Genomic DNA, 21270 nt, shown 5'->3' with positions numbered 1-21270 from the left:
TCCATCTGAGACGCGCTCCCTCTGAGACGCGGAGGGCGCGGGCCCCTCGTGGGGTACCCGCGCCCTCCGGACGGAACGGCCGTCGTCACTCGTCGTTGTCGAGCTCTGCGAGCACCTCGGGGGCGACGTCGATGTTCGTGTAGACGTTCTGCACGTCGTCGCTGTCCTCGAGCGCGTCGATGAGGCGGAACACCTTGCGGGCCGTCTCGGCATCGGCCGGCACCTTCACGTTCGCCACGAACTCGGCATCCGCCGACTCGTACTCGATGCCCGCCTCCTGCAGCGCCGTGCGCACGGCGACGAGGTCGCTCGCCTCCGTGACCACCTCGAAGCCCTGCGGGTGCGGCTCGATCTCCTGCGCGCCGGCCTCGAGCGCCGCGAGCATCACGTCGTCCTCGGTCGTGCCCTCACCCGAGACGACGATGACGCCCTTGCGCTCGAAGTTGAACGACACGCTGCCCGGATCGGCCATGTTGCCGCCGTTGCGGGTGACCGCGGTGCGCACCTCGGCGGCCGCGCGGTTCTTGTTGTCGGTGAGGCACTCGATCAGCATCGCGACGCCGCCGGGGGCGTAGCACTCGTACATGATCGTCGTGTAGTCGACCGCCTCGCCGCCGATGCCGGCGCCGCGCTTGATGGCGCGCTCGATGTTGTCCTTGGGGACCGACGTCTTCTTCGCCTTCAGGACGGCGTCGAACAGCGTGGGGTTGCCCGCCTCGTCGGGGCCGCCGAGCCGCGCCGCCACCTCGATGTTCTTGATGAGCTTCGCCCACGACTTCGCGCGCTTGGCGTCGATGACCGCCTTCTTGTGCTTCGTGGTGGCCCATTTGGAATGCCCGGACATGAAACTCCCGATCGTCAGACTGCTGTGTCGATTCTATTCCGCGCGCGTCGGCGTCGACGCTACGGGCGCGGCAGGCGCGAGATGGCGGTGCGGATGGCGGCGGCGTCGGCCGCCAGGCAGATCCGGATCCACCCCTCCCCGCCACGCCCGAACGCACTGCCCGGCGCGACCGCCACCTTCTGCGTGAGCAGGAAGCGCTGCGCCCACGAGGCGACGTCGCCGTCGGTCGCGTGCGAGACGTCGATCCACAGGTAGAACGCCCCCTGCGGCCGGTGGTAGCGCAGGCCGCGCTCATCCAGCAGCGCGGTGGCCTCGGCGATCGCCGCCCGGTACCGCTCGCGCGCCCGCTCGACGTGGTCCATGGGCCCGGTGAGCGCGGCGATCGCCGCGTGCTGCTCGGGCATCGCGACGCACGCGATCATCGCCTCCTGCAGTGCGCGCATGGTGTCGGCGACGCCGGGCGGCGTGACGAGCCAGCCGACGCGCGCACCCGTCATGGCGTGGCTCTTGGAGGTCGAGAACACGCTCAGCACGCGATCCTGCTCCCCCAGTTCGGCCGCCACGGCCGCGAGCGAGGTGTGCGGCCCCTCCCACGTGAAGTGCTCGTAGACCTCGTCGCTGATGATCCAGAGGTCGTGCGCGGCGGCGAAGCGGACGATGTCGGCCAGCACGGCGGGCGGGAAGACGACGCCCAGCGGATTGGACGGCGAGTTGACGACGATCGCGCGCGTGCGCGCGGTGACGAGCGGCTCGAGCTCGCCCACGTGCGGCGTGAAGCCGTGCTCGGCGCGCAGCGGGTACGGCACGGGGACGGCGCCCTGGGCCCGCGGGTACATCGTGAACGTGGTGTAGCCCGGATCGGGGATGAGGATCTCGTCGCCCTGGCCGAGCGTGAGCGTGAAGGCCTGCGCGAGGGCCTGGGTGCCCCCGATGGTGACCCACACCTGCTCGACGTCGGCCTCGATGCCGTTCTCGCGCGCGAGCTTGTCTACGATGGCGCGGCGCAGCGCGGGCAGGCCGCCGTTGCCGGCGTAGTTCGTGTCGTCGCGGTCCCACGCCTGTCGCGCGGCGTCCGCGATGTGCGCGGCGACGGGGACGTCGGGCTCGCCGACGACGAGCATGATCGGATCGTCGACGGTCATGGCGAGCTCGAAGATCCGGCGGGTCCCCGACTCGGGGACGGAGGGGATGTGAGAGGCGAGCTGCGGCACGATGTCCCACGTTACCCGTACGCTCGGTCCCCTCCGCGGTGCCGCGGGCGACGGATCGGGCGGCGAGCCGAACCCTCGAGTAGAACTAGAACGTTCGTTCGACTGCTCCCCTTTCTTTGTCGTACATAGTTTCTATACTGGCGTCATGGGCACGGCGGCGGCATTCGACAGGCGAGGCGACCTCGCCACGGTGCTGCGCCTGCGCGAGCAGATCGCCGGCCTGCAGCGGCGCCGGGCCGATCCGAAGGCCCTGCCCGTGCCCGACGCGCTCTCGCCCCTGTTCCCCGACGGCGGGCTGCGCCCCGGGGCCGCCTACGCGCTTCAGCCCGGATCCACGAGCCTGCTGCTGGCCCTGCTGGGAGCGAGCTCGCGGGAGGGGTCGTGGTGTGCCGTGGTCGGACTGCCCGAGCTCTCGGTGGAGGCCGCCGAGGGGCACGGCGTCTCCCTCGACCGGATCGCGCTCATCCCCGATCCGGGCGACCGGTGGCTGCAGGCCGCCTCGGCGGCGGCCGAGGTCTTCCCGCTCGTCGCCGTGCGCCCGCCCCGGCGCCCGGCCGAGGCCGAGGCCGCCCGGCTGGAGGCCCGGCTGCGCGACCGGGGCGGCACCCTGCTCGCCCTCGGCGACTGGCCGGGGGTCGAGGCGGCCTTGTCGCTCGGTGCCCCGGAATGGCACGGCATCGGCCGCGGCCACGGGCTGCTGTCGGAGCGGGCCGTCACGGTCACCCTCACCGGCAGGCGCACCCCGCGGCCCCGCTCGGTGCGGGTGCTGCTTCCCGGCCCTTCCGGGCGCATCGAGCCGATCGGGGCCGAGGCGATCGGGGCCGAAGCCGGCGCGACCGGGAACGCCCCGCGGCCGCGACTGCGGGCGGTGGGCGCATGAGTCCCGAGCGCGCCCTCGTCCTGCTGTTCCCCGACTGGGCGGTCACGGCGTTCCTGCGCACGCAGGCCCGCGAGCTCGGCGCCGAACCGGTCGATCCCGGCGCGCCGATCGCCGTGATCCGGGCCAACCGCGTCGTGGCCTGCTCCGCGTCCGCGCGCGCCCAGGGCGTGGGCGTGGGCCAGCGGCGGCGCGACGCGCAGGGCGCCTGCCCGCGCCTGCGCATCGTGCCGGACGATCCGGATCGCGACGAGCGCGCCTTCCACGCCGTGCTGCGCGCGCTCGAGGAGCTCGCGCCCGGCGGCCAGCCCCTCGCGCCCGGCCTCGTCGCGCTGCGCGCCCGCGGCCCCGCCCGGTTCTACGGCGGCGAGGCCGAGGCCGCGCACGCCCTCGCGGCCGCGCTCGCCGCGCGCGGCTTCGACGAGGTGCGCGCGGGGATCGCCGACGGCGTCTTCACGGCGGAACAGGCCGCGCGCTCCCTGCCCGCGGCGGGCGCTCGTGAAGGGGGCGCTCGCGAGGGGGCGGGCGCGGATGCGCCGCTCCCCCTGCGGATCGTGCCGCCGGGGGCATCCGCCGCCTTCCTCGCCCCGCTGCCGGTGACCGTGCTCGGCGACGAGCAGCTCGCCCTGCTGCTGTCGCGGCTCGGGCTGCGCACGCTCGGCGACTTCGCCGCGCTCGCCCCCGGCCGCGTGCGCGAGCGGCTCGGGGAGCGCGGGCTGCGGTTGCAGGCCCTCGCCGCCGGGGCGGACTCGCGCGCCGTCGTGCCACGGGTGCCCCCGCCCGAGCTCGCACGCGAGCTGGCGCTCGAGCCGCCGCTGGAGCTGGCCGAGCAGATCGCGTTCGCCGTGCGCCAGACCGCCGAGGGATTCTGCGACGCCGTCGGCGAGGCCGGGCTCGTCTGCACGGCCGTGCGGATCGCGATCGAGGACGACCGCGACGGGCGCAGCGAGCGCGTGTGGCAGCATCCGGTGAGCTTCGACGCGGCCAGCGTGGTCGACCGCGTGCGCTGGCAGCTGCAGCAGGGCGGCGAGTCGGCGCTGCGCGGCGCCGTGGCCCTCGTCCGCATCGAGGCCGAGGCGGTGGACGACGGCGCGGCCCATCAGCCGGCGCTCATCGGCCAGGGTCCCGACGAGCGCGCCCACCACGCCATGACCCGCCTGCAGGCCGTGCTCGGCCATCGCGGCGTGCTCAGCCCCGCCGTCGGCGGCGGCCGCAGCGCCGCCGAGCGCGAGGTGCTGCTGCCGTGGGGCGACGGCGCGTCCCCCGAGCAGAGCCGCGACCGCCCCTGGCCCGGATCCCCGCCGGCACCGCTGCCGGCCGAGGTGTTCCGCCGCCCCCGCCCGGCCGCCGTGCGCGGTGCCGGCGGCGCGGCGGTCGGCGTCGACGCGCGCGGCATGGTGGCGGGCGAGCCCGCCGAGCTCGACGGCCGCCGCGTGGTGTCGTGGGCGGGCCCGTGGCCGGTGATCGAGCGCACGTGGGACGCCGCGCGCGCCCGTCGTGCGCATCGCTTCCAGCTCGTGGACGAGGCGGGAGGCGCGTGGCTCGTCGTGCACGAGGGCTCCGGCTGGTGGCTCGAGGGGAGGTACGCCTGATGGGCTGGACGAATCCGCCGATCCCGTGGCACGAGCTCGAGCGCACCCTCAGCGGCCGCCGGCCCGATCCGCGCCCCGCGAACGCGGACGGCGGCGACAGCCCGGCGTGGAGCCGCAAGCGGGGCGCGTACGAGCCGCCGCGTCTCGAGCGCGGCACGAGCCGCACCCGCTACGCCGAGCTGCACGCGCACTCGTCCTTCTCGTTCCTCGACGGCGCCTCCTCGCCCGAGGATCTCGTCGAGGAGGCCGAGCGGCTGGGGCTGGAGGCCCTGGCGATGACCGATCACGACGGCTTCTACGGCATCGCGCGCTTCGCGGAGGCGGCCGAGCACACCTCGGTCGGCACGGTGTTCGGCGCGGAGCTGTCGCTGGGGCTGCCGAAGCCGCAGGGCGGGGTGCCGGACCCGGCCGGCACGCACCTGCTCGTGCTCGCGCGCGGCGAGGAGGGCTACCACCGGCTCGCCGGGGCGATCACGCGCGCGCAGCTGCGCGGCGGCGAGAAGGGCCGCCCGCTCTACGACCTCGATGAGCTGGCCGAGCGCGGCCGCGATCACTGGGCGGTGCTCACGGGCTGCCGCAAGGGGGCGGTGGGCCGCGCGCTGGCCGGACCCGTCTCGCGCGGATCGGGCGACCTGTCGGCGGCCGAGGCCGCCCTGCGCGAGCTCGTCGACCGGTTCGGGCCGGGCGGCGTGTTCGTCGAGCTGACGCGCCACGGCGATCCCCTCGACGACCGCCGCAACGACGCGCTCGCCGAGCTCGCCGCGCGCGTCGGCGTGCCCACCCTCGCCACGAACAACGTGCACTACGCCGCCCCCGAGCGCGCGCGGCTCGCGCGGGCCGTCGCCGCGATCCGCGCCACCCGCGGCATGGACGACCTCGACGGCTGGCTGCCTGCGCACGACTCGGCGCACCTGCGCTCGGGCGACGAGATGGCGCGCCTGTTCGCCCGCTATCCGGGTGCCGTGGAGCGCACGGCCGACCTGGCGGCCGAGCTCGCCTTCCCCCTGCGCCGCGCGCGGCCCGCACTGCCGAAGCAGGAGGTGCCGGAGGGGCACACGCCCATGTCGTACCTGCGCGAGCTCGTCTGGCGGGCCGTGCCGTCGCACTACCCGGAGCTGGACGAGGCGGGGCGCCGGCGGATCGCGCACGAGCTCGACGTGATCGAGCGCAAGGACTTCCCCGGCTACTTCCTCATCGTGCACGATATCGTCGCCGAGGCCCGCCGGCGCGGCATCCTGTGCCAGGGGCGCGGATCCGCCGCCGCCAGCGCCGTCTGCTACCTGCTCGACATCACGGCGGTCGACGCGATCGCCTACGACCTGCCCTTCGAGCGCTTCCTCTCGGCGATCCGCGACGAGGAGCCCGACATCGACGTGGACTTCGACTCCGACCGCCGCGAGGAGATCATCCAGTGGGTCTACGAGCAGTACGGGCGCGAGCGGGCGGCGCAGGTGGCGAACGTCATCCAGTACCGCCCCAAGAACGCCGTGCGCGACGTCGCCCGCGCCCTGGACTTCTCCCCCGGCCAGCAGGACGCCTGGTCGCGGCAGGTGGAGCGCTGGGGCGCCACGCTGGAGTCGGGTCCCGATCACGACATCCCGGATCAGGTGATCGCGTACGCGACCGAGCTCATGAAGGCGCCGCGGCACCTGGGCATCCACTCCGGCGGCATGGTGCTGACCGACCGACCCGTCGGCGAGGTCGTGCCCGTCGAGCACGCCCGCATGGAGAACCGCACGGTCATCCAGTGGGACAAGGACGACGCCGCGTGGATGGGGCTGGTGAAGTTCGACCTGCTGGGCCTGGGCATGCTCTCGGCGCTGCAGCACTGCTTCGACCTCATCCGCGAGTCCACGGGCGAGCAGTGGCAGCTGCGCGAGCTGCCGCGCGAGGAGCCCGCCGTCTACGACATGCTGTGCCGCGCCGACTCCATCGGCGTGTTCCAGGTGGAATCGCGCGCCCAGATGGGGCTGCTCCCCCGGCTGCAGCCGCGCCGCTTCTACGACCTCGTCATCCAGATCGCGCTCATCCGGCCCGGCCCCATCCAGGGCGGCGCGGTGCACCCCTTCGTGCGCCGCAAGATGGGCGTCGAGCCCACCACCTACCCGCACCCCAAGCTGAAGCCGGTGCTGGAGCGCACGCACGGCGTGCCGATCTTCCAGGAGCAGCTGATGCAGATGGCGATGGTCATCGGCGACTGCACGGGCGAGGACGCCGATCTGCTGCGCCGCGCCATGGGGTCGAAGCGCGGCCTGGAGCGGATCGAGAAGATCCGCGACAAGCTCTACGCGGGCATGAAGCGCAACGGCCTGTCGGACGAGGCCGCCGACGCGATCTACGCGCAGATCCAGGCGTTCGCGAACTTCGGCTTCGCCGAGTCGCACTCCCTCTCGTTCGGCCTGCTCGTCTACGCCAGCTCGTGGATCAAGCTGCACTACCCGGCCGCCTTCCTCGCCGGCCTGCTGCGCGCGCAGCCCATGGGGTTCTACTCCGCCGCCACGCTCACGGCCGATGCCCGCCGCCACGGCGTCGTCGTGCACCGGCCCGACATCAACCTCTCGGGCGCGCAGGAGACGCTCGAGCCGCTCGATCCGGATCGGCACGGTCCGACGGGCCGGGACGCGTGCCTGCGCTCGTTCGACGGGGAGCCGCCGCCGTTCGATCCGGCCGCGCCCGACGAGTCGGCCGCGCACCGCCGCGACGGCGGCTTCGCCGTGCGGCTGGGGCTGGCCGGCGTCACGGGCGTGGGCCTGCGCACCGCCAGGGCCATCGCGGCCGAGCGTGACGCGCACGGCCCCTTCGCGTCGATGCACGATCTCGTGCGCCGCACGGGGGTGAGCGAGAACCAGCTCGAGGCGCTCGCCACGGCGGGGGCATTCGCGTCGCTCGGGCACGCCACGCGCGAGGCCCTGTGGATCGCGGGGGCCGCGGCGCAGGACCGGCCCGAGTACCTGCCGGGCACGGTGCAGGCCGTGCAGCCGCCGCTGTTCCCCGATCCGACGAGCTACGAGCGGCTCGCGAGCGACCTGTGGGCCACGGGCGTGTCGACCGACGACCACCCCCTCACGCACTTCCGCGGTGCGCTCGACGCCCGGGGCGTCGTCACCTCCGCGGGGCTGCGCACGCACGAGACGGGGCGGCGCGTGGAGGTCGCCGGGCTCGTGACGCACCGCCAGCGGCCCGCCACCGCCTCGGGCGTGACGTTCCTCAACCTCGAGGACGAGTTCGGCCTCATCAACGTCATCTGCTCCACGGGGGCGTGGACGCGGTTCCGCGCCGTCGTGCGCGACAGCCCGGCGCTCATCGCCCGCGGCATCCTGGAGCGCTCGCCCGAGGGCGTCGTCAACATCGTCGCCGACGGCTTCGAGGCCCTCCGCGTCGGCATCGGGCACCGCTCGCGCGACTTCCGCTGAGGGGCGGCAGCCCGGGCGGCGCGGATGTGCCGGGGCACGCGAGACACCGCGCGCGCCGGAACGTCGGCGGCACGGCGTAGCCTGGCGGCATGTGCGGGAGATTCGTCGTGGCGAACGTCGGTGGGGAGCTCGTCAGCGAGCTGAGGGTCGATCTGGTCGCCGACGACCTGCCGGAGCCGTCGTACAACATCGCGCCCACCGCTCAGGTGGGCATCGTGCTCGACTCGGTCAAGGCCGAGCGGCCCGTGCGCCGGCTCGAGCGCGCCCGCTGGGGCCTCGTGCCCTCGTGGGCGAAGGATCTGTCGATCGGCGCGCGCGCCTTCAATGCCAGGGCCGAGGATCTGGAGCAGAAGCGCATGTTCCAGAACGCGCTCGCCCGGCGTCGCGCCATCGTCCCGGCCACCGGCTACTACGAGTGGCAGGAGCAGCAGACGGGCAAGGTGCCCCACTTCATCCATCCCGCCGACGGCTCGCCGCTGCTGTTCGCGGGCCTGTACGAGTGGTGGCGCGACAAGACCAAGACCGACGACGATCCGGACCGCTGGGTGCTGAGCTTCACGATCCTCACCCGTGACGCGATCGGATCGCTCGGCTCGATCCACGGGCGCATGCCGGTGTTCCTCGACGCCGACCACGCCGACGCGTGGCTCGACCCGGCCGTCGACCGCCCGCGCGACGTGCTCGACGCCGTCCTCGACGACGCGCCCCGCATCGCCGACACGCTCGCCTTCCACCCCGTCGACCGCGCGGTCGGCAACGTGCGCAACGACTCCCCCGCGCTCATCGATCCGGTGTGAGCGCCCTCGTCAGGGGCGGATGTGCACCGGTGTGCCCGGCGGCAGCTGCGCCAGGCGTGTGATGGTCTCGGCGCCCACACGGATGCAGCCGTTCGAGATCGCGCCCTCCCTGGCGTCGTGGTAGTGAAAGGCCGTGACGGCCGCATCCGACGCGCCGAAGCGGGCAAGCGTCGGCGACTGCACCGAGAGGTACACGATCGGGTTGCCCCTGGCGTACGCGAGGTCGGTCACAGCCGTCGTCATGATGTACGAGCGACCCAGGGGCGTCGGCGTCGCCTCCACACCCCATGCGAAGGACTCGGCGACCCGCTCGTGCTGATCGTCGTGGACGATGTCGATGGTCTGGCCGGAGATGCTCACCTCCACGGCGTAGGGGTTCGAAGAGATCTCCACGTCTGCCGCGCGCAGCCAGCCGGCGGTCTGGGCGGCCGAGCCCTCGGGCGGCACACCCTGACGCCCCGAGAGCAGCACCTCGACCCAGTGCTCCTCCTGCCTCACGACCGGAACGACGACGCCACCGTGCTGCTGTTCCCGCGGCAGCACGGCGACGGGCTCGCCGCCGGGTTCGGCGAAGACGGGCGCAACATCGCGTGCCTGCGCCACGAGCGGCAGCGTGGGCTCGGAGGGCGCATCGTCGAGCGGGATCCGGGCGTTCACGGTGAACACCTGCGCGGCGGACAGACCGGTCAGGTCGTAGGCGGCCGTGTCCGCCGCCGGGCCTGTGGGTGTGGGGGTGGGCGTCGGCGTGGGAGTGGGCGTCTCGGCCTGCGTCGCCGTCGCGCTCGGCGTCGGCGCTGTCTCGGTCTCCGCCGCTCGCGGCCACAGCACGAGGGCGAGCGCCACCGCGACGAGGGCGAGCACGCCCACCGCCGCGAGAATCATCCGCGTGCGCGTCGAGATGCGATCCGTCACCCCTCCATCGTGACATCATCGGAAGGATGAAGATCCTGTCCATCCAGTCCGCCGTGGCCTACGGTCACGCGGGCAACTCCGCCGCCGTTTTCCCCATGCAGCGCATCGGCGTGGAGGTGCTTCCCGTCTACACGGTGAACTTCTCCAACCACACCGGGTACGGCGCGTGGCGTGGGCCCGTGATGGACCCGAAGGACGTCGCCGACGTCATCACGGGCGTCGAGGAGCGCGGCGCGTTCGGCGAACTCGACGCCGTGCTGAGCGGCTACCAGGGCTCCGAGGGCATCGCCGACGTCATCATCGACGCCGTCGCGCGCGTGAAGGCCGCCAACCCGGCGGCGCTGTACGCGTGCGACCCGGTCATGGGCAACGCGCGGTCGGGCTGCTTCGTCGCCCCGGCGATCCCCGACCTGCTGCGCGACAAGGTCGTGCCCGTGGCCGACATCATCACGCCCAACCAGTTCGAGCTCGGCTTCCTCACCGGCACCGAGCCCGACACGATCGAGTCGACGCTCGCCTCGGCCGACCTCGCCCGCGCGATGGGGCCGCGGACCGTGCTGGTCACGAGCGTCGAGCGCCCGGATCGCGAGGACGGCACGATCGAGATGATGGCGATCGACGACGCCGGAGCGTGGATCGTGCAGACGCCGTACCTGCCGATGAAGGCGAACGGATCGGGCGACGTCACGGCCGCGCTGTTCACCTCGCACTACGTGCGCACGCGCGACGCGGCCGACGCCCTCGCCCGCACGGCCTCGAGCGTGTTCGGCCTGCTGGAGCAGACGCACGCCGCCGGCTCGAAGGAGCTCCACCTCGTCGAGGCGCAGGAGCACTACGCGAGCCCGCGCCTGGAGTTCGAGGTCCGTCGGGTCCGCTGATCGCGCCGCCCTCGGCGCCCGGGTTCGACTTGTCGCTTCATCTCCGCGGCCTCCGGCCGCTCCGTTCAGCAACCGATCGGCGTCAACCGACGCCTACCCCACGGTTGCTGTACGGAGGCGCGCAGCGCCGGAGCTGAAGCGACCACCGCAACCGCCCGCATCCGCGTCGAGCCACGGCGCTAAACCCGCACGCGCTCGAGGAACCGCGCGTGGAAGCGCGTGTCACCCGTCACCTCGGGGTGGAAGGCCGTGCCGAGCAACGGCCCCTGCTCCACCGCGACGATCCGCCCGTCCGGCGTCCTCGCCAGCGCGTCGACGCCCGCGCCGATCCCCTCGACCACGGGCGCGCGGATGAAGGCCGCGTGCACGGGCGCCTCCCCCAGCGCGGGCACCTCCAGCGCGGCCTCGAAAGACTCCGTCTGCCGCCCGAACGCGTTGCGCCGCACCGTCGCGTCGAGGCCGCCGAAGGTCTGCTGTCCCTCGATGCCGTCCGCGATCCGATCCGCCAGCAGGATGAGACCCGCGCACGTGCCGTACACGGGCATCCCGGCACGGATCCGCTCGACGATCGCGTCTCGCACGCCGAACGAGCGCGCGAGCTTGTCGATGACGCTCGACTCGCCGCCCGGGATCACGAGCCCGCCGACCTCGCGCAGCTCCGGCTCTCGGCGCACGCGCACCACGCGCGCGCCGAGCCCCTCGAGCACGCGCTCGTGCTCGCGCACATCCCCCTGCAGCGCGAGCACGCCGACGACGGGTGCGCTCACCATCCGCGCTCGGCGAGCCGGTGGGGCGCCGGCACGTCGGCCACGTTGATGCCGACCATCGCCTCGCCCAGCCCGCGCGAGACCTCGGCGATCACCGACGGGTCGTCGTGGAACGTCGTCGCCTTCACGATCGCCGCCGCCCGGGCGGCCGGGTCGCCCGACTTGAAGATCCCGGACCCGACGAACACGCCGTCCGCGCCGAGCTGCATCATCATCGCCGCGTCCGCGGGGGTGGCGACGCCACCGGCGGTGAACAGCACGACCGGAAGCGATCCGGTGCGCGCGACCTCGGCCACCAGCTCGTAGGGCGCCTGCAGCTCCTTCGCGGCGACGTACAGCTCGTCGTCGCTCTTGGCCGCCAGCGCGCGGATCTCGCCGGTGATCTGCCGGATGTGGCGGGTGGCCTCGGAGACGTCGCCCGTGCCGGCCTCGCCCTTCGAGCGGATCATCGCCGCACCCTCCGTGATGCGCCGCAGCGCCTCGCCGAGGTTCGTCGCGCCGCAGACGAACGGCACGGTGAAGCCCCACTTGTCGATGTGGTTCGCGTAGTCGGCGGGCGAGAGCACCTCGGACTCGTCGATGTAGTCGACGCCGAGCTGCTGCAGCACCTGCGCCTCGACGAAGTGCCCGATGCGCGCCTTCGCCATGACGGGGATCGAGACGGCCTCGATGATCCCGTCGATGAGGTCCGGATCGCTCATGCGGGCCACCCCGCCCTGCGCCCGGATGTCGGCGGGCACGCGCTCGAGCGCCATCACGGCGACGGCGCCGGCGTCCTCGGCGATCCTCGCCTGGTCGGCGGTGACGACGTCCATGATGACCCCGCCCTTGAGCATCTCGGCGAGTCCGCGCTTGACCCGCGCGGTTCCGGTGGTCTCCGACATCCTGCTTCTCCTCACGCTCCGGCCGATTTGGCCTAGGCCATAACGTAGCACCGTGCGGCGCATAGGCTGGGCGACGATGACACACGGCGACATCTCGGGCGCGGCGGCCACCGCGCCGCGCATCACGGGTGGCACGGCCGGCGAGATCGCCGATGCGGTGCGCGGACTCGTGGAGCGCGGCGAGCTGCGCGCCGGCGACGCCCTGCCGCCCGTCCGCACGCTGGCCGCGCAGCTCGGCGTGAACCGCAACACCGCCGTCGCCGCCTACCGCCAGCTCGCCCAGGCCGGGCTCGTCGTCTCGCAGGGCCGCGGCGGCACCCGCATCGCGGGCGCCCCGCCCGTCGCCCAGGAGGGGTTCGCCTCGGCGGTTCCGGGCCCGGGCGCCCCGGAGCTGCGCGACGTCGGCGCCGCGAACCCCGACCCCGCGCTGCTGCCGAGCCTCGAGCCCGCGCTCGCCCGCCTCGCGCCGCGCCCGGTGCTCTACGGCGATGGCGTGATCGATCCGGGCCTCGAGGCGTGGGCGCGGGAGTGGCTCGCGCCCGACGTGCCGGATCCGATGCGGCTGACGATCACAAACGGCGCGTTCGATGCCGTCGAGCGGCTGCTCGCGCAGGCGCTCACGCGCGACGACGCCGTCGCGCTCGAGGACCCCTGCTATCTCGCGACCATCCGCACGGCGCGGCTCGCCGGCTACCGGCCCATCCCGGTTCCGGTCGACGACGAGGGCATGACCGTCGACGGGCTCCGCGCCGCGCTGGCCGACGGCGCCCGGGCCGTCGTGTGCACGCCGCGGGCGCAGAACCCGACCGGTGCGAGCCTGTCCGAGGCGCGCGCCGCGGCGCTGCGCGAGGTGCTGACGGAGCACCCGTACGTGGTCGTCATCGAGGACGACCACTACTCGCTGCTCTCGCGGCACCCGTACCGCTCGATGATCGGTCCCGACCACCGCCGGTGGGCGCTCGTGCGCTCGGTGTCGAAGTTCCTCGGCCCCGACATGTCGCTCGCGATCGTGGCGTCCGATCCGCACACCGCCGACCGCCTCGCCCTGCGCCTCAGCCCCGGCACGACCTGGGTGAGCCACCTGCTCCAGCGTCTCGCGCACGTCCTGCTGTCCGAACGCGCCACCCGCGAGGCGATCGAGGGCGCCGGCGCGCACTACGCGGCGCGCAACGCCGCCCTCGCCGCCCGCCTGCGCGCGCACGGCATGGCGGTCACGCCCGGCGACGGGCTGAGCCTGTGGGTGCCGGTCGGCGCGCCCGCGCGCGACGCCGCCGAGCGCCTGCGGGCGCGCGGCTGGCTCGTCCGGTCCGGCGACGAGTTCGCGCTCGGCGCCGCCGCCCCGTCCCGCCACCTGCGGGTGACCGCGCACCACCTCGACGACGCCGCCCAGGAGCGACTCGCGGCCGACATCGCCGCCGCCTCCCGCGGCTGAGGGATCAGGCGGGCCAGGCGTCGGCGATCGCGGTGCGGACGTCTCCCAGCAGCTGCGGCAGCGCCTTCGTCTTCGCGATGATCGGGAAGAAGTTCGCGTCGCTGGCCCAGCGCGGCACGATGTGCTGGTGCAGGTGCTCCTCCACGCCCGCGCCGGCCACCTGGCCCTGGTTCATGCCGATGTTGAAGCCGTCGCAGCGCGACGTCGTGCGCAGCACGCCCATCGCCACCTGCGTGAGGTACGCGATCTCCGCCGTCTCCTCGATCGTGGCCTCGTCGTACTGACCCACGTGCCGGTACGGGCAGACGAGCAGGTGACCGGAGTTGTACGGGAAGAGGTTCAGCAGCACGAACGCGTGCTCGCCGCGGTGCACGATGAGCCCGTCCTCGTCGGAGCGCGACGGCGCCGCGCAGAACGGGCACCCGCTGCCGCGGTTCACGTCGGCGCCGGCATTGATGTACGCCATGCGGTGCGGCGTCCACAGCCGCTGGAACGCGTCGGGCACGCGGCCGAAGTCGCTCTCGGGCTCGACCTGGAGGAACTCCTCCCGGATCGGGTCGGGGGTGTCCTCCCCCGTCACGCCGCCCCCTCGAGTGCCGCGTCGGCATCGGTGAGCACGAGCTTCTTCGCCGCGATGAGCCCCGTCACGAGCGCGACGGCCTCATCCACCGGCACGCCGTTGCGCTGCGAGCCGTCGCGGAAGCGGAACGACACCGTGCCGGCCGAGCGGTCCTGCTCCCCCGCGATGAGGATGAGCGGCACCTTGCTCGTCGTGTGCGTGCGGATCTTCTTCTGCATGCGGTCGTCCGAGTGGTCGACCTCGGCGCGCACGCCGGCCGCCCTGAGCCGGTTCACGACGTCCTGCAGGTAGTCGCCGTACTCGTCCGCGACGGGCACGCCCATCACCTGCACGGGCGCGAGCCACACCGGGAAGTCGCCCGCGTAGTGCTCGAGCAGGATCGCGAAGAACCGCTCGATCGATCCGAACAGCGCGCGGTGGATCATGATCGGGCGCTGCTTGGATCCGTCGGCCGCCGTGTACTCGAGTTCGAAGCGCTCGGGCAGGTTGAAGTCCAGCTGCACGGTCGACAGCTGCCACGAGCGGCCGATCGCGTCGGTCACCTTGAGGTCGATCTTCGGGCCGTAGAACGCGGCCTCGCCCGGTTCCTCGACGAGGTCGAGGCCCGTGGACCGCGCGACGTCGCGGAGCGCGTCGGTGGCGGTGGCCCAGATCTCCTCGTCGCCGATCCACTTCTCCTTCTCGTCGTCGCGCATCGACAGCTCGAGCCGGAAGTCGGTGAGGCCGAAGTCCTTCAGCAGGTCGATCTCGAAGGCCAGCACGTGGGCGACCTCCTCGGCGATCTGCTCGCGGGTGACGAAGATGTGCGCATCGTCCTGCGTGAAGCCGCGCACGCGCGTGAGGCCGTGCAGCGCGCCGGAGAGCTCGTTGCGGTAGACCGTGCCGTTCTCGGCCAGGCGCAGCGGCAGCTCGCGGTACGAGCGCGCCTTCTCGCGGTAGATGAGGATGTGCATCGGGCAGTTCATCGGCTTCAGGTAGTAGTCGACGCCCTGCTTGGTGACGTTGCCCTCGTCGTCGCGCTCCTCGTCCATGCGGATCGGGGGCCACATGCCCTCGCCGTAGGTGACGAGGTGGTTCGAGGTGACGAAGAGATCCTTCTTCGTGATGTGGGGCGTGTAGACGTAGCTGTAGCCGTTCTCGATGTGACGGCGGCGGGCGTGCTGCTCCATCTCGCCGCGCACGATGCCGCCCTTGGGGTGCCACACCGACAGGCCGGAGCCGATCTCGTCCGGGAACGAGAACAGGTCCATCTCGCGCCCGAGCTTGCGGTGGTCGCGGCGCGCGGCCTCGGCCAGGCGGTCCTTGTAGGCGACGAGCTCGTCCTTGCTGGGCCACGCGGTGCCGTAGATGCGCTGCAGCTGCGGGTTCTTCTCGCTGCCGCGCCAGTAGGCGCCGGCGATGCGCAGGATGTCCCAGCCGTTGCCGACCATGCGGGTCGAGGGCACGTGCGGGCCGCGGCAGAGGTCCTTCCACTTCGTCTCGCCCGTCTTGGCGTCGACGTTGTCGTAGATCGTCAGCTCGCCGGCGCCCACCTCGACCGAGGCGCCCTCCGCGGCCTCCTTCGTGCCGCCCTTCAGCCCGATGAGCTCGAGCTTGAACGGCTCGTCGGCGAGCTCGGCGCGTGCCTCGTCGTCGGTCACGGCGCGGCGCACGAAGCGCTGGCCCTCCTTGACGATGCGCTGCATCTCGCGCTTGATCGCCTTGAGGTCCTCGGGCGTGAAGGGCTCGTCCACGCCGAAGTCGTAGTAGAAGCCGTCCTGGATGAACGGCCCGATGCCCAGCTTCGCGGCGGGGTTGATCGTCTGCACCGCCTGCGCGAGCACGTGCGCCGTCGAGTGGCGCAGGATGTTCAGGCCGTCCTGGCTGTCGATCGTCACCGGCTCGACCGTCTGCGTGTCCGTGACCTCCGTCGCGAGGTCCTTCAGGGTGCCGTCGACGCGCATGGCGACGACGTTCTTGTCGGGGAACAGATCGAATCCGGTGCTCACCCGTCAATCCTACGGCGCGGCGGGGGTCGCGCCCGGCGCGCCCGCGAAGCGCTGCTGGCCCAGCACGGCGAGCAGGCGCAGCTTCTCCCACGCCTCGGTGCGCGGCGGCGCCGTGAGCACGAGGAGCGTCTGCGACTGGTCCTCGGTGAACAGCGCCTGGCAATCCACGTCGATCGGCCCCAGCTCGGGATGCACGAGCGTCTTGTGGTCCTCGAAGCGGCGCGCCACCTCGTGCCGCTCCCATAGGCCGGCGAACTCCGCGCTCGCAGCGCGCAGCACGCGCACGAGCTCGCCCGCCCGCGAGCGCGCGCCCCCGAGCCCGTACGCCGCGCGCAGGTTGGCCACGAGCGCGCGCGACTGCCGCTCGCGATCGTCCTCGGGATACAGGGTGCGCGAGGCCGGATCGGCGAACCAGCGATGGATGTCGCTGCGGTCCCAGCCCGTGCGGGCGGTGTGATCACCGAACAGCGCGACCGCCGGCCGGTTGGCGACGAGCGTCTCGCCCAGGCTCGTCAGGATGAGCGCGGGCGTGTCGTCGAGGCGGTCGAGCACGCGCATCAGGCCGGGCGCGACGTGCCCGGCGTCGCCGGACCGATCCGGCGCCGCGTGCCCGGCCAAGCGGAAGACGTAGTCGCGCTCGTCGGCCGTGAGCCGCAGCGTGCGGGCGAGCGCCTGCAGCATCTGGGTGCTGGGCGGGTCTCTCCCGCCGCTCGCGCGGCGCGCGCACGCTGGAGCGCATGGACATCACACGAGACACCGTCTTCATCCCCGGCGCCACCAGCGGCATCGGGCTCGCCCTCGCGCGCCGCCTGCAGGACCGCGGCAGCACCGTGATCATCGGCGGCCGGCGGCAGGAGCTGCTCGGCCGCCTCGCCGCCGAGCACGGCTTCGGCACCGTGCGGATCGACACCACCGACCCCGAGCGCGTCCGCGCCGCCTCGGCCGAGGTCATCGCGCGCTGGCCCGAGGTGAACGCCGTCGTCCTCATGGCGGGCATCATGGTCCCCGAGGACTGGCGCACGCCGGCGTTCCTCGACACCGCCGAGCGCATCGTGACGACGAACGTGCTCGGCCCGATCCGGCTCATCGCCGCGTTCGTCGAGCACCTGCGCTCCCGCCCCGCCGCCACGATCGTCACCGTCTCGAGCGGCCTGGCCTCGGTGCCGCTGCGGCCCACGCCCACCTACAACGCGAGCAAGGCGTTCGTGCACATGCTGAGCGAGTCGATCCGCCTCCAGCTGGAGGGCACGGGCGTGGCGGTCACCGAGATCGTGCCGCCCTCGGTGCAGACCGATCTCATGCCCGGCCAGGCCGAGAACCCGCTCGCGATGCCGCTCGACGAGTTCGCCGACGAGGTGCTCTCGCTGCTCGAGACCGAGCCCGAGGCGCACGAGATCCTCGTCGAGCGTGTGAAGTTCCTGCGGTTCGCCGAGGTGCGCGAGGAGTACGACCAGGTGGTGGAGGCGGTCAACGCCACCGATCCGCACGCCCGCGACTGAACGGATCAGCCGGGCAGACCCGCGACTGAACGGATCAGCCGGGCAGCTGGCGGCCGAACATGTCGGCCGTGGCGCGGGCGCTCGGCGTGCCGGCGTCGAGGTCGGCGCCGGCCGCGGCGAGCGCGGCGGTGACCTCGTCGTGGCCCTTGAACACCGCGCCCGCCACGGGCGACTGGCCGCGGTCGTTCAGGCGGTTCACGTCGGCGCCGCGGGCGATGAGCCCCTCGACGAGGGCGAGGTGCCCGTTGTACGCCGCGAGCATGAGGAGCGTGTCGCCGGCCGCGTTGGTGAGGTCGGCGCTCACGCCCTCGTCGACGTAGCCGAGCAGGCGCTCGTCGCCCTCGCGCGCGAGGTCGAAGAGGCGGTTCGCGAACTCGATCACGTCGTCGGGCAGCTCGTCGTCGCGCGTCTCGTCGCTCATCTCGTCCTCCGCTCGCCTCGCGCCGGCCGGTGTGGCGGCCCGTCCCTTCAGGGTAACGAGATCGGCGCCCCGCCGCGGGCGCGTCAGTGGATCGCGGGCGGCACGTGGGCGCGACGCCCGCCAACCAGGTCGGCCGCCGGGATGCAAGCCCCTGCCGACCCCGCCGGCCCCTCACTACGCTCGCGGCCATGACCGTGACGCTCCAGGGACTGTCCACCGTCGTGCCCCCGACCGTGCTCGTCCAGGACGAGGTGCGCGACGTCTTCGCCGCCCAACCCGGACTGAGCCGACTCGGCAGCCGGATCGTGTCCACCGCCTTCCGGGAATCGGGGATCGAGACGCGGCACACGGTGCTCGAGGAGCTGAGCAGGCGCCCCCGAGAGGACGGCGAGGCGCCGGTGTTCTTCGACCAGGCCTCCGGCGAGCTGCTGCTGCCGGGCACCCGCGCCCGCAACGACGTCTACGCGGCGCACGCGAGCCGCCTCTACGTCGACGCCGGCCGGGCGGCGCTGGAGTCGGCCGGGCTCGAGGCCGATCGCGTCACCCACGTCATCACCGTCTCGTGCACGGGCTTCTACGCGCCCGGCCCCGACTTCCAGGTGGCCCGCGAGCTCGGCATGCGCCCGGGTGTGCAGCGCTACCACCTGGGCTTCATGGGCTGCTACGCCGCCATGCCGGCCCTGCGGCTCGCGGCGCAGCTGTGCAAGGCCGATCCGCGGGCCGTCGTGCTCGTCATCAGCGTCGAGCTGTGCACGCTGCACCTTCGCGCGTCCGACGATCCGGACACGATCGTCGCCACCTCCCTCTTCGCCGACGGTGCCGCCGCCGGCGTCGTCACGAGCTGCCCGCCCGTGCCCGGCACCCGCGTGCTGCGGCTGGATCGCTTCGCCACGCGGATCACGCCGGAGGGCGAGGGCGACATGGCCTGGCGGATCGGCGACCACGGCTTCGAGATCGGCCTGTCGAACGCCGTGCCCTCGATCATCGGCGAGCACGTCATCGGCGCCGTCGAGCCCCTCTTCGCCCACGAGCGCGAGCTCGCGTCGGCGCTCGAGGCCGGCACCGCCGCGGACGCCATCGCGCACTGGGCCGTGCACCCGGGCGGGCGGAGCATCCTCGATCGCGTGGAATCGGCCCTGGGGCTGCGCGAGGATCAGCTCGCGCCGCCGCGCGCGGTGCTGCGCGAGTACGGCAACATGTCGAGCGCCACGGTCATGTTCGTGCTGCGCCGCGTGCTCGACTCCCCCGCCGCCGACGGCGACCGCGTGGCCGCCATGGCGTTCGGCCCCGGCCTCACGGTCGAGTCCGCGCTGCTCACCGTGCGGGGCTGAGATGCCGGCCTTCCTCGCCGAGCGCGACGCGGAGGCCCGCGAGCTCATGGACGATCCTGCCTGCGACCTCCGCGCCCTCGAGCGCACCTACCGGCGCTTTCCGCTCGTCAACGCGGTCGTCTCCGGCCAGCCCGCCATCTACCGGCGGTGGATCCGGCCGCGGCTGCCTCGGGATCGCCCCTGCCGGGTGCTGGACGTGGGCACGGGAGGGGCCGACCTGCCGCGCCGCCTGCTGCGCTGGGCGCGGCGCGACGACCGCGAGGTGCGCGTCGTCGCGATCGATCCCGATCCGCGCGCCATCGACTACGCCCGTCGTCGCGCCGCCGCGCCGGGCCTCGAGCTGCGCGCCGCGTCCACGCGCGATCTGCGCGTGGCGGGCGAGCGGTTCGACGTCGTCGTGTCGAACCACGTGCTGCACCACCTCAGCGACCACGAGGTCGAGGGGCTCCTCGACGACACCGTGGCTCTCGTGGCTCCCGGAGGCTTCGCGGTGCACGCCGACATCGAGCGCTCGCGGTTCGCGTACGCCGCCTTCGCCGCCGCCACCTGGCCGCTGCAGGCGGGCCCGCTGCGCGGCACCTACATCCGCCCGGACGGGCTCACCTCGATCCGCCGCAGCCGCACGGCCGACGAGGCCGCCGCGCTGGCGCCCCGGGGATGGCGCGTGCGGCGCGGGTTCCCCTCGCGGTGGGAGCTCGTGTGGGGCGCGACGTGAGCCGCTCCGCCGACGTCGCCGTCGTCGGAGCCGGGCCCGTCGGCCTGCTGCTCGCGTGCCTGCTCGCGCGCGACGGCGTGGACGTCGCCGTCTGCGAGCGCCGAGAGCGCCCGGCGGGGCTGCCGCGCGCGATCGGTGTGCATCCGCCGGGGCTGGCCGCCCTCGACGGCGCCGGTGTGGGGCGTGCCGTGCGCGCGGAGGCCGCACCGATCCGCCGCGGGCTGGCGCTGTGCGGTGAGCGCGAACTCGGCCGGCTGCGGTTCGAGGGACGGCCCGTGCTCTCGCTGCCGCAGGACCGCACCGAGTCGCTGCTCGAGGAGCGGCTGGCCGCGTTGGCTCCCGGGGCGCTGCGGCGCGGCCGGGCCGTGACGGGCCTGCGGCAGTCCGCCGGCGACGTCCGACTCGACCTCACCGGATCCGATCCGCTCGCGGCCCGCTACGTCGTCGCCGCCGACGGCGTGCGCAGCCCGGTGCGCGACATGCTGGCGATCGCCACCCGGCCCCGCGGCGGCGCGGCCGACTACGTGATGGCCGACGCCTACGGGTGGCGCGGCGCGGCCGAGGACGAGGCCGTCATCCACCTGGAGCCCGACGGCGTGGTCGAGTCGTTCCCCCTGCCCGGCGGGCTGCGCCGCTGGGTGATCCGGGTGCCGCGCGCCGCCGCCCCCGACGACGCCGAGGCGTTCGCCGCGCTCCTGAGTCGGCGCGTCGGCGTGCGCGTGGCGGAGCGCCGCCTCAGCGCGCCCAGCCCGTTCGCGGCGCGCCAGCGGGTGAGCGAGCGGATCGCTCTCGGTCGCGTGGCGCTCGTCGGCGACGCGGCCCACGAGGTGAGCCCGATCGGCGGGCAGGGCATGAACCTCGGCTGGGTGGGTGCCGTCGACCTCGCCGCGACCCTCCTCGACGCCCTCGAGCGGGGCGCGCCGCCGGCGCCGTTCCTCGGCTACGAGGCGCGGCGGCGACGCGCGGCCGGCGTCGCCATGCGGCGCGCGGCCTTCAACATGGCCATGGGCGCCCCGGTCAGCGGCACGCGCCGGCTCGCCCGGGACGCGGCCGTCCGCGTGCTGGCCCGGCCGCCGGCGCGCACCGCGCTCGCGCGGGCGTTCACGATGCAGGGCATCTGACCCGACCG

Annotated in this window: 19 protein-coding genes; 10 read left to right on the top strand and 9 right to left on the bottom strand. The window is 73.8% G+C overall.

What is annotated here, in order from left to right; all coding sequences use genetic code 11:
- Positions 1–85: 85 nt before the first annotated feature.
- Positions 86–844, bottom strand: a complete 759-nt coding sequence (locus ACWDR7_RS06925) for a YebC/PmpR family DNA-binding transcriptional regulator (RefSeq protein ID WP_449854189.1) — start codon at positions 842–844, stop codon at positions 86–88.
- A 59-nt stretch (positions 845–903) separates the two neighbouring features.
- Positions 904–2055, bottom strand: a complete 1152-nt coding sequence (locus ACWDR7_RS06920; protein ID WP_449854188.1) for a pyridoxal phosphate-dependent aminotransferase — start codon at positions 2053–2055, stop codon at positions 904–906.
- Between the two features lie 145 nt (positions 2056–2200).
- On the opposite strand from ACWDR7_RS06920, the gene ACWDR7_RS06915 reads away from it, so the two are divergent.
- The 4 genes from ACWDR7_RS06915 (at position 2201) to ACWDR7_RS06900 (ending at position 8734) form a co-directional block, all read left to right on the top strand.
- Positions 2201–2935, top strand: a complete 735-nt coding sequence (locus ACWDR7_RS06915; protein WP_449854187.1) for a hypothetical protein — start codon at positions 2201–2203, stop codon at positions 2933–2935.
- Positions 2932–4524, top strand: coding sequence for a DNA polymerase Y family protein (locus ACWDR7_RS06910; RefSeq protein WP_449854186.1), 1593 nt, complete (start codon positions 2932–2934; stop codon positions 4522–4524). The genes ACWDR7_RS06915 and ACWDR7_RS06910 overlap by 4 nt, the downstream gene beginning before the upstream one ends.
- Positions 4524–7937: an error-prone DNA polymerase gene (locus ACWDR7_RS06905; protein WP_449854185.1), complete on the top strand. Its 3414-nt coding sequence runs from the start codon at positions 4524–4526 to the stop codon at positions 7935–7937. Before ACWDR7_RS06910 ends, ACWDR7_RS06905 begins: the two co-directional genes overlap by 1 nt.
- Before the next feature lie 89 nt (positions 7938–8026).
- Positions 8027–8734 (top strand): SOS response-associated peptidase, encoded by a 708-nt coding sequence (locus tag ACWDR7_RS06900; protein ID WP_449854184.1) that lies wholly within the window; start codon positions 8027–8029, stop codon positions 8732–8734.
- A gap of 9 nt (positions 8735–8743) precedes the next feature.
- Here ACWDR7_RS06900 and ACWDR7_RS06895 read toward each other — a convergent pair whose 3' ends face one another.
- The gene (locus ACWDR7_RS06895; RefSeq protein ID WP_449854183.1) at positions 8744–9646 is read right to left on the bottom strand and encodes a L,D-transpeptidase; all 903 of its coding nucleotides are present in this window, start codon (positions 9644–9646) and stop codon (positions 8744–8746) included.
- Positions 9647–9672: 26 nt separating this feature from the next.
- Between ACWDR7_RS06895 and pdxY the strand changes: the two genes are divergently transcribed.
- The gene (gene pdxY / locus ACWDR7_RS06890; protein ID WP_449854182.1) at positions 9673–10524 is read left to right on the top strand and encodes a pyridoxal kinase PdxY; all 852 of its coding nucleotides are present in this window, start codon (positions 9673–9675) and stop codon (positions 10522–10524) included.
- Positions 10525–10703: 179 nt separating this feature from the next.
- Here pdxY and pdxT read toward each other — a convergent pair whose 3' ends face one another.
- Together pdxT and pdxS are read right to left on the bottom strand one after the other, a co-directional pair.
- Positions 10704–11294 carry a pyridoxal 5'-phosphate synthase glutaminase subunit PdxT gene (gene pdxT, locus ACWDR7_RS06885; RefSeq protein ID WP_449854181.1) on the bottom strand — a complete coding sequence of 197 codons (591 nt, stop codon included), beginning with the start codon at positions 11292–11294 and terminating at the stop codon, positions 10704–10706.
- A complete protein-coding gene (gene pdxS / locus ACWDR7_RS06880) occupies positions 11288–12175 on the bottom strand; it encodes a pyridoxal 5'-phosphate synthase lyase subunit PdxS (protein ID WP_449854180.1) in 888 nt (295 codons plus the stop codon). Before pdxS ends, pdxT begins: the two co-directional genes overlap by 7 nt.
- A 76-nt stretch (positions 12176–12251) precedes the next feature.
- Here pdxS and ACWDR7_RS06875 point away from each other — a divergent pair, with 76 nt between their 5' ends.
- Entirely contained in the window at positions 12252–13607 is a 1356-nt protein-coding gene (locus tag ACWDR7_RS06875) for an aminotransferase class I/II-fold pyridoxal phosphate-dependent enzyme (RefSeq protein ID WP_449854179.1), read from the top strand.
- A gap of 4 nt (positions 13608–13611) precedes the next feature.
- Here the strand turns inward: ACWDR7_RS06875 and ACWDR7_RS06870 are convergent, their stop codons facing one another.
- The 3 genes from ACWDR7_RS06870 to ACWDR7_RS06860 are packed head-to-tail and all read right to left on the bottom strand — an operon-like array spanning position 13612 to position 16856.
- Entirely contained in the window at positions 13612–14160 is a 549-nt protein-coding gene (locus ACWDR7_RS06870) for an HIT family protein (protein WP_449854204.1), read from the bottom strand.
- A 23-nt stretch (positions 14161–14183) separates the two neighbouring features.
- Complete coding sequence (thrS, locus tag ACWDR7_RS06865) at positions 14184–16130, bottom strand: threonine--tRNA ligase (protein ID WP_449854203.1); 1947 nt, start codon at positions 16128–16130, stop codon at positions 14184–14186.
- A 54-nt stretch (positions 16131–16184) separates the two neighbouring features.
- Complete coding sequence (locus ACWDR7_RS06860) at positions 16185–16856, bottom strand: MmyB family transcriptional regulator (protein WP_449854178.1); 672 nt, start codon at positions 16854–16856, stop codon at positions 16185–16187.
- Between the two features lie 56 nt (positions 16857–16912).
- Between ACWDR7_RS06860 and ACWDR7_RS06855 the strand changes: the two genes are divergently transcribed.
- Positions 16913–17674: an SDR family oxidoreductase gene (locus tag ACWDR7_RS06855; protein WP_449854177.1), complete on the top strand. Its 762-nt coding sequence runs from the start codon at positions 16913–16915 to the stop codon at positions 17672–17674.
- Positions 17675–17708: 34 nt separating this feature from the next.
- Here ACWDR7_RS06855 and ACWDR7_RS06850 read toward each other — a convergent pair whose 3' ends face one another.
- Positions 17709–18095, bottom strand: a complete 387-nt coding sequence (locus ACWDR7_RS06850) for an ankyrin repeat domain-containing protein (RefSeq protein ID WP_449854176.1) — start codon at positions 18093–18095, stop codon at positions 17709–17711.
- Positions 18096–18283: 188 nt separating this feature from the next.
- Between ACWDR7_RS06850 and ACWDR7_RS06845 the strand changes: the two genes are divergently transcribed.
- From ACWDR7_RS06845 to ACWDR7_RS06835, 3 genes are read left to right on the top strand one after another with little or no spacing between them, the layout of a single operon-like run.
- Entirely contained in the window at positions 18284–19426 is a 1143-nt protein-coding gene (locus tag ACWDR7_RS06845; protein WP_449854175.1) for a type III polyketide synthase, read from the top strand.
- A 1-nt stretch (position 19427) separates the two neighbouring features.
- The gene (locus tag ACWDR7_RS06840; protein ID WP_449854174.1) at positions 19428–20141 is read left to right on the top strand and encodes a methyltransferase domain-containing protein; all 714 of its coding nucleotides are present in this window, start codon (positions 19428–19430) and stop codon (positions 20139–20141) included.
- A complete protein-coding gene (locus ACWDR7_RS06835; protein ID WP_449854173.1) occupies positions 20138–21262 on the top strand; it encodes an FAD-dependent oxidoreductase in 1125 nt (374 codons plus the stop codon). The genes ACWDR7_RS06840 and ACWDR7_RS06835 overlap by 4 nt, the downstream gene beginning before the upstream one ends.
- Positions 21263–21270: the final 8 nt, after the last annotated feature.

This window comes from Microbacterium sp. NPDC003461 (genome assembly GCF_053588335.1).
Note: the sequence above shows the minus strand (reverse complement) of the source record. Positions and strands in the feature narration are given on the sequence as shown.

Coding starts and splice junctions, on each gene's coding strand:
- ACWDR7_RS06860 (WP_449854178.1), bottom strand. CDS start 16,856: ATGCTGCAGGCGCTCGCCCGCACGCTGCGGCTCACGGCCGACGAGCGC.
- ACWDR7_RS06875 (WP_449854179.1), top strand. CDS start 12,252: ATGACACACGGCGACATCTCGGGCGCGGCGGCCACCGCGCCGCGCATC.
- ACWDR7_RS06915 (WP_449854187.1), top strand. CDS start 2,201: ATGGGCACGGCGGCGGCATTCGACAGGCGAGGCGACCTCGCCACGGTG.
- pdxT (WP_449854181.1), bottom strand. CDS start 11,294: ATGGTGAGCGCACCCGTCGTCGGCGTGCTCGCGCTGCAGGGGGATGTG.
- pdxY (WP_449854182.1), top strand. CDS start 9,673: ATGAAGATCCTGTCCATCCAGTCCGCCGTGGCCTACGGTCACGCGGGC.
- ACWDR7_RS06855 (WP_449854177.1), top strand. CDS start 16,913: ATGGACATCACACGAGACACCGTCTTCATCCCCGGCGCCACCAGCGGC.
- ACWDR7_RS06905 (WP_449854185.1), top strand. CDS start 4,524: ATGGGCTGGACGAATCCGCCGATCCCGTGGCACGAGCTCGAGCGCACC.
- thrS (WP_449854203.1), bottom strand. CDS start 16,130: ATGCGCGTCGACGGCACCCTGAAGGACCTCGCGACGGAGGTCACGGAC.
- ACWDR7_RS06910 (WP_449854186.1), top strand. CDS start 2,932: ATGAGTCCCGAGCGCGCCCTCGTCCTGCTGTTCCCCGACTGGGCGGTC.
- ACWDR7_RS06840 (WP_449854174.1), top strand. CDS start 19,428: ATGCCGGCCTTCCTCGCCGAGCGCGACGCGGAGGCCCGCGAGCTCATG.
- ACWDR7_RS06900 (WP_449854184.1), top strand. CDS start 8,027: ATGTGCGGGAGATTCGTCGTGGCGAACGTCGGTGGGGAGCTCGTCAGC.
- pdxS (WP_449854180.1), bottom strand. CDS start 12,175: ATGTCGGAGACCACCGGAACCGCGCGGGTCAAGCGCGGACTCGCCGAG.
- ACWDR7_RS06850 (WP_449854176.1), bottom strand. CDS start 18,095: ATGAGCGACGAGACGCGCGACGACGAGCTGCCCGACGACGTGATCGAG.
- ACWDR7_RS06845 (WP_449854175.1), top strand. CDS start 18,284: ATGACCGTGACGCTCCAGGGACTGTCCACCGTCGTGCCCCCGACCGTG.
- ACWDR7_RS06925 (WP_449854189.1), bottom strand. CDS start 844: ATGTCCGGGCATTCCAAATGGGCCACCACGAAGCACAAGAAGGCGGTC.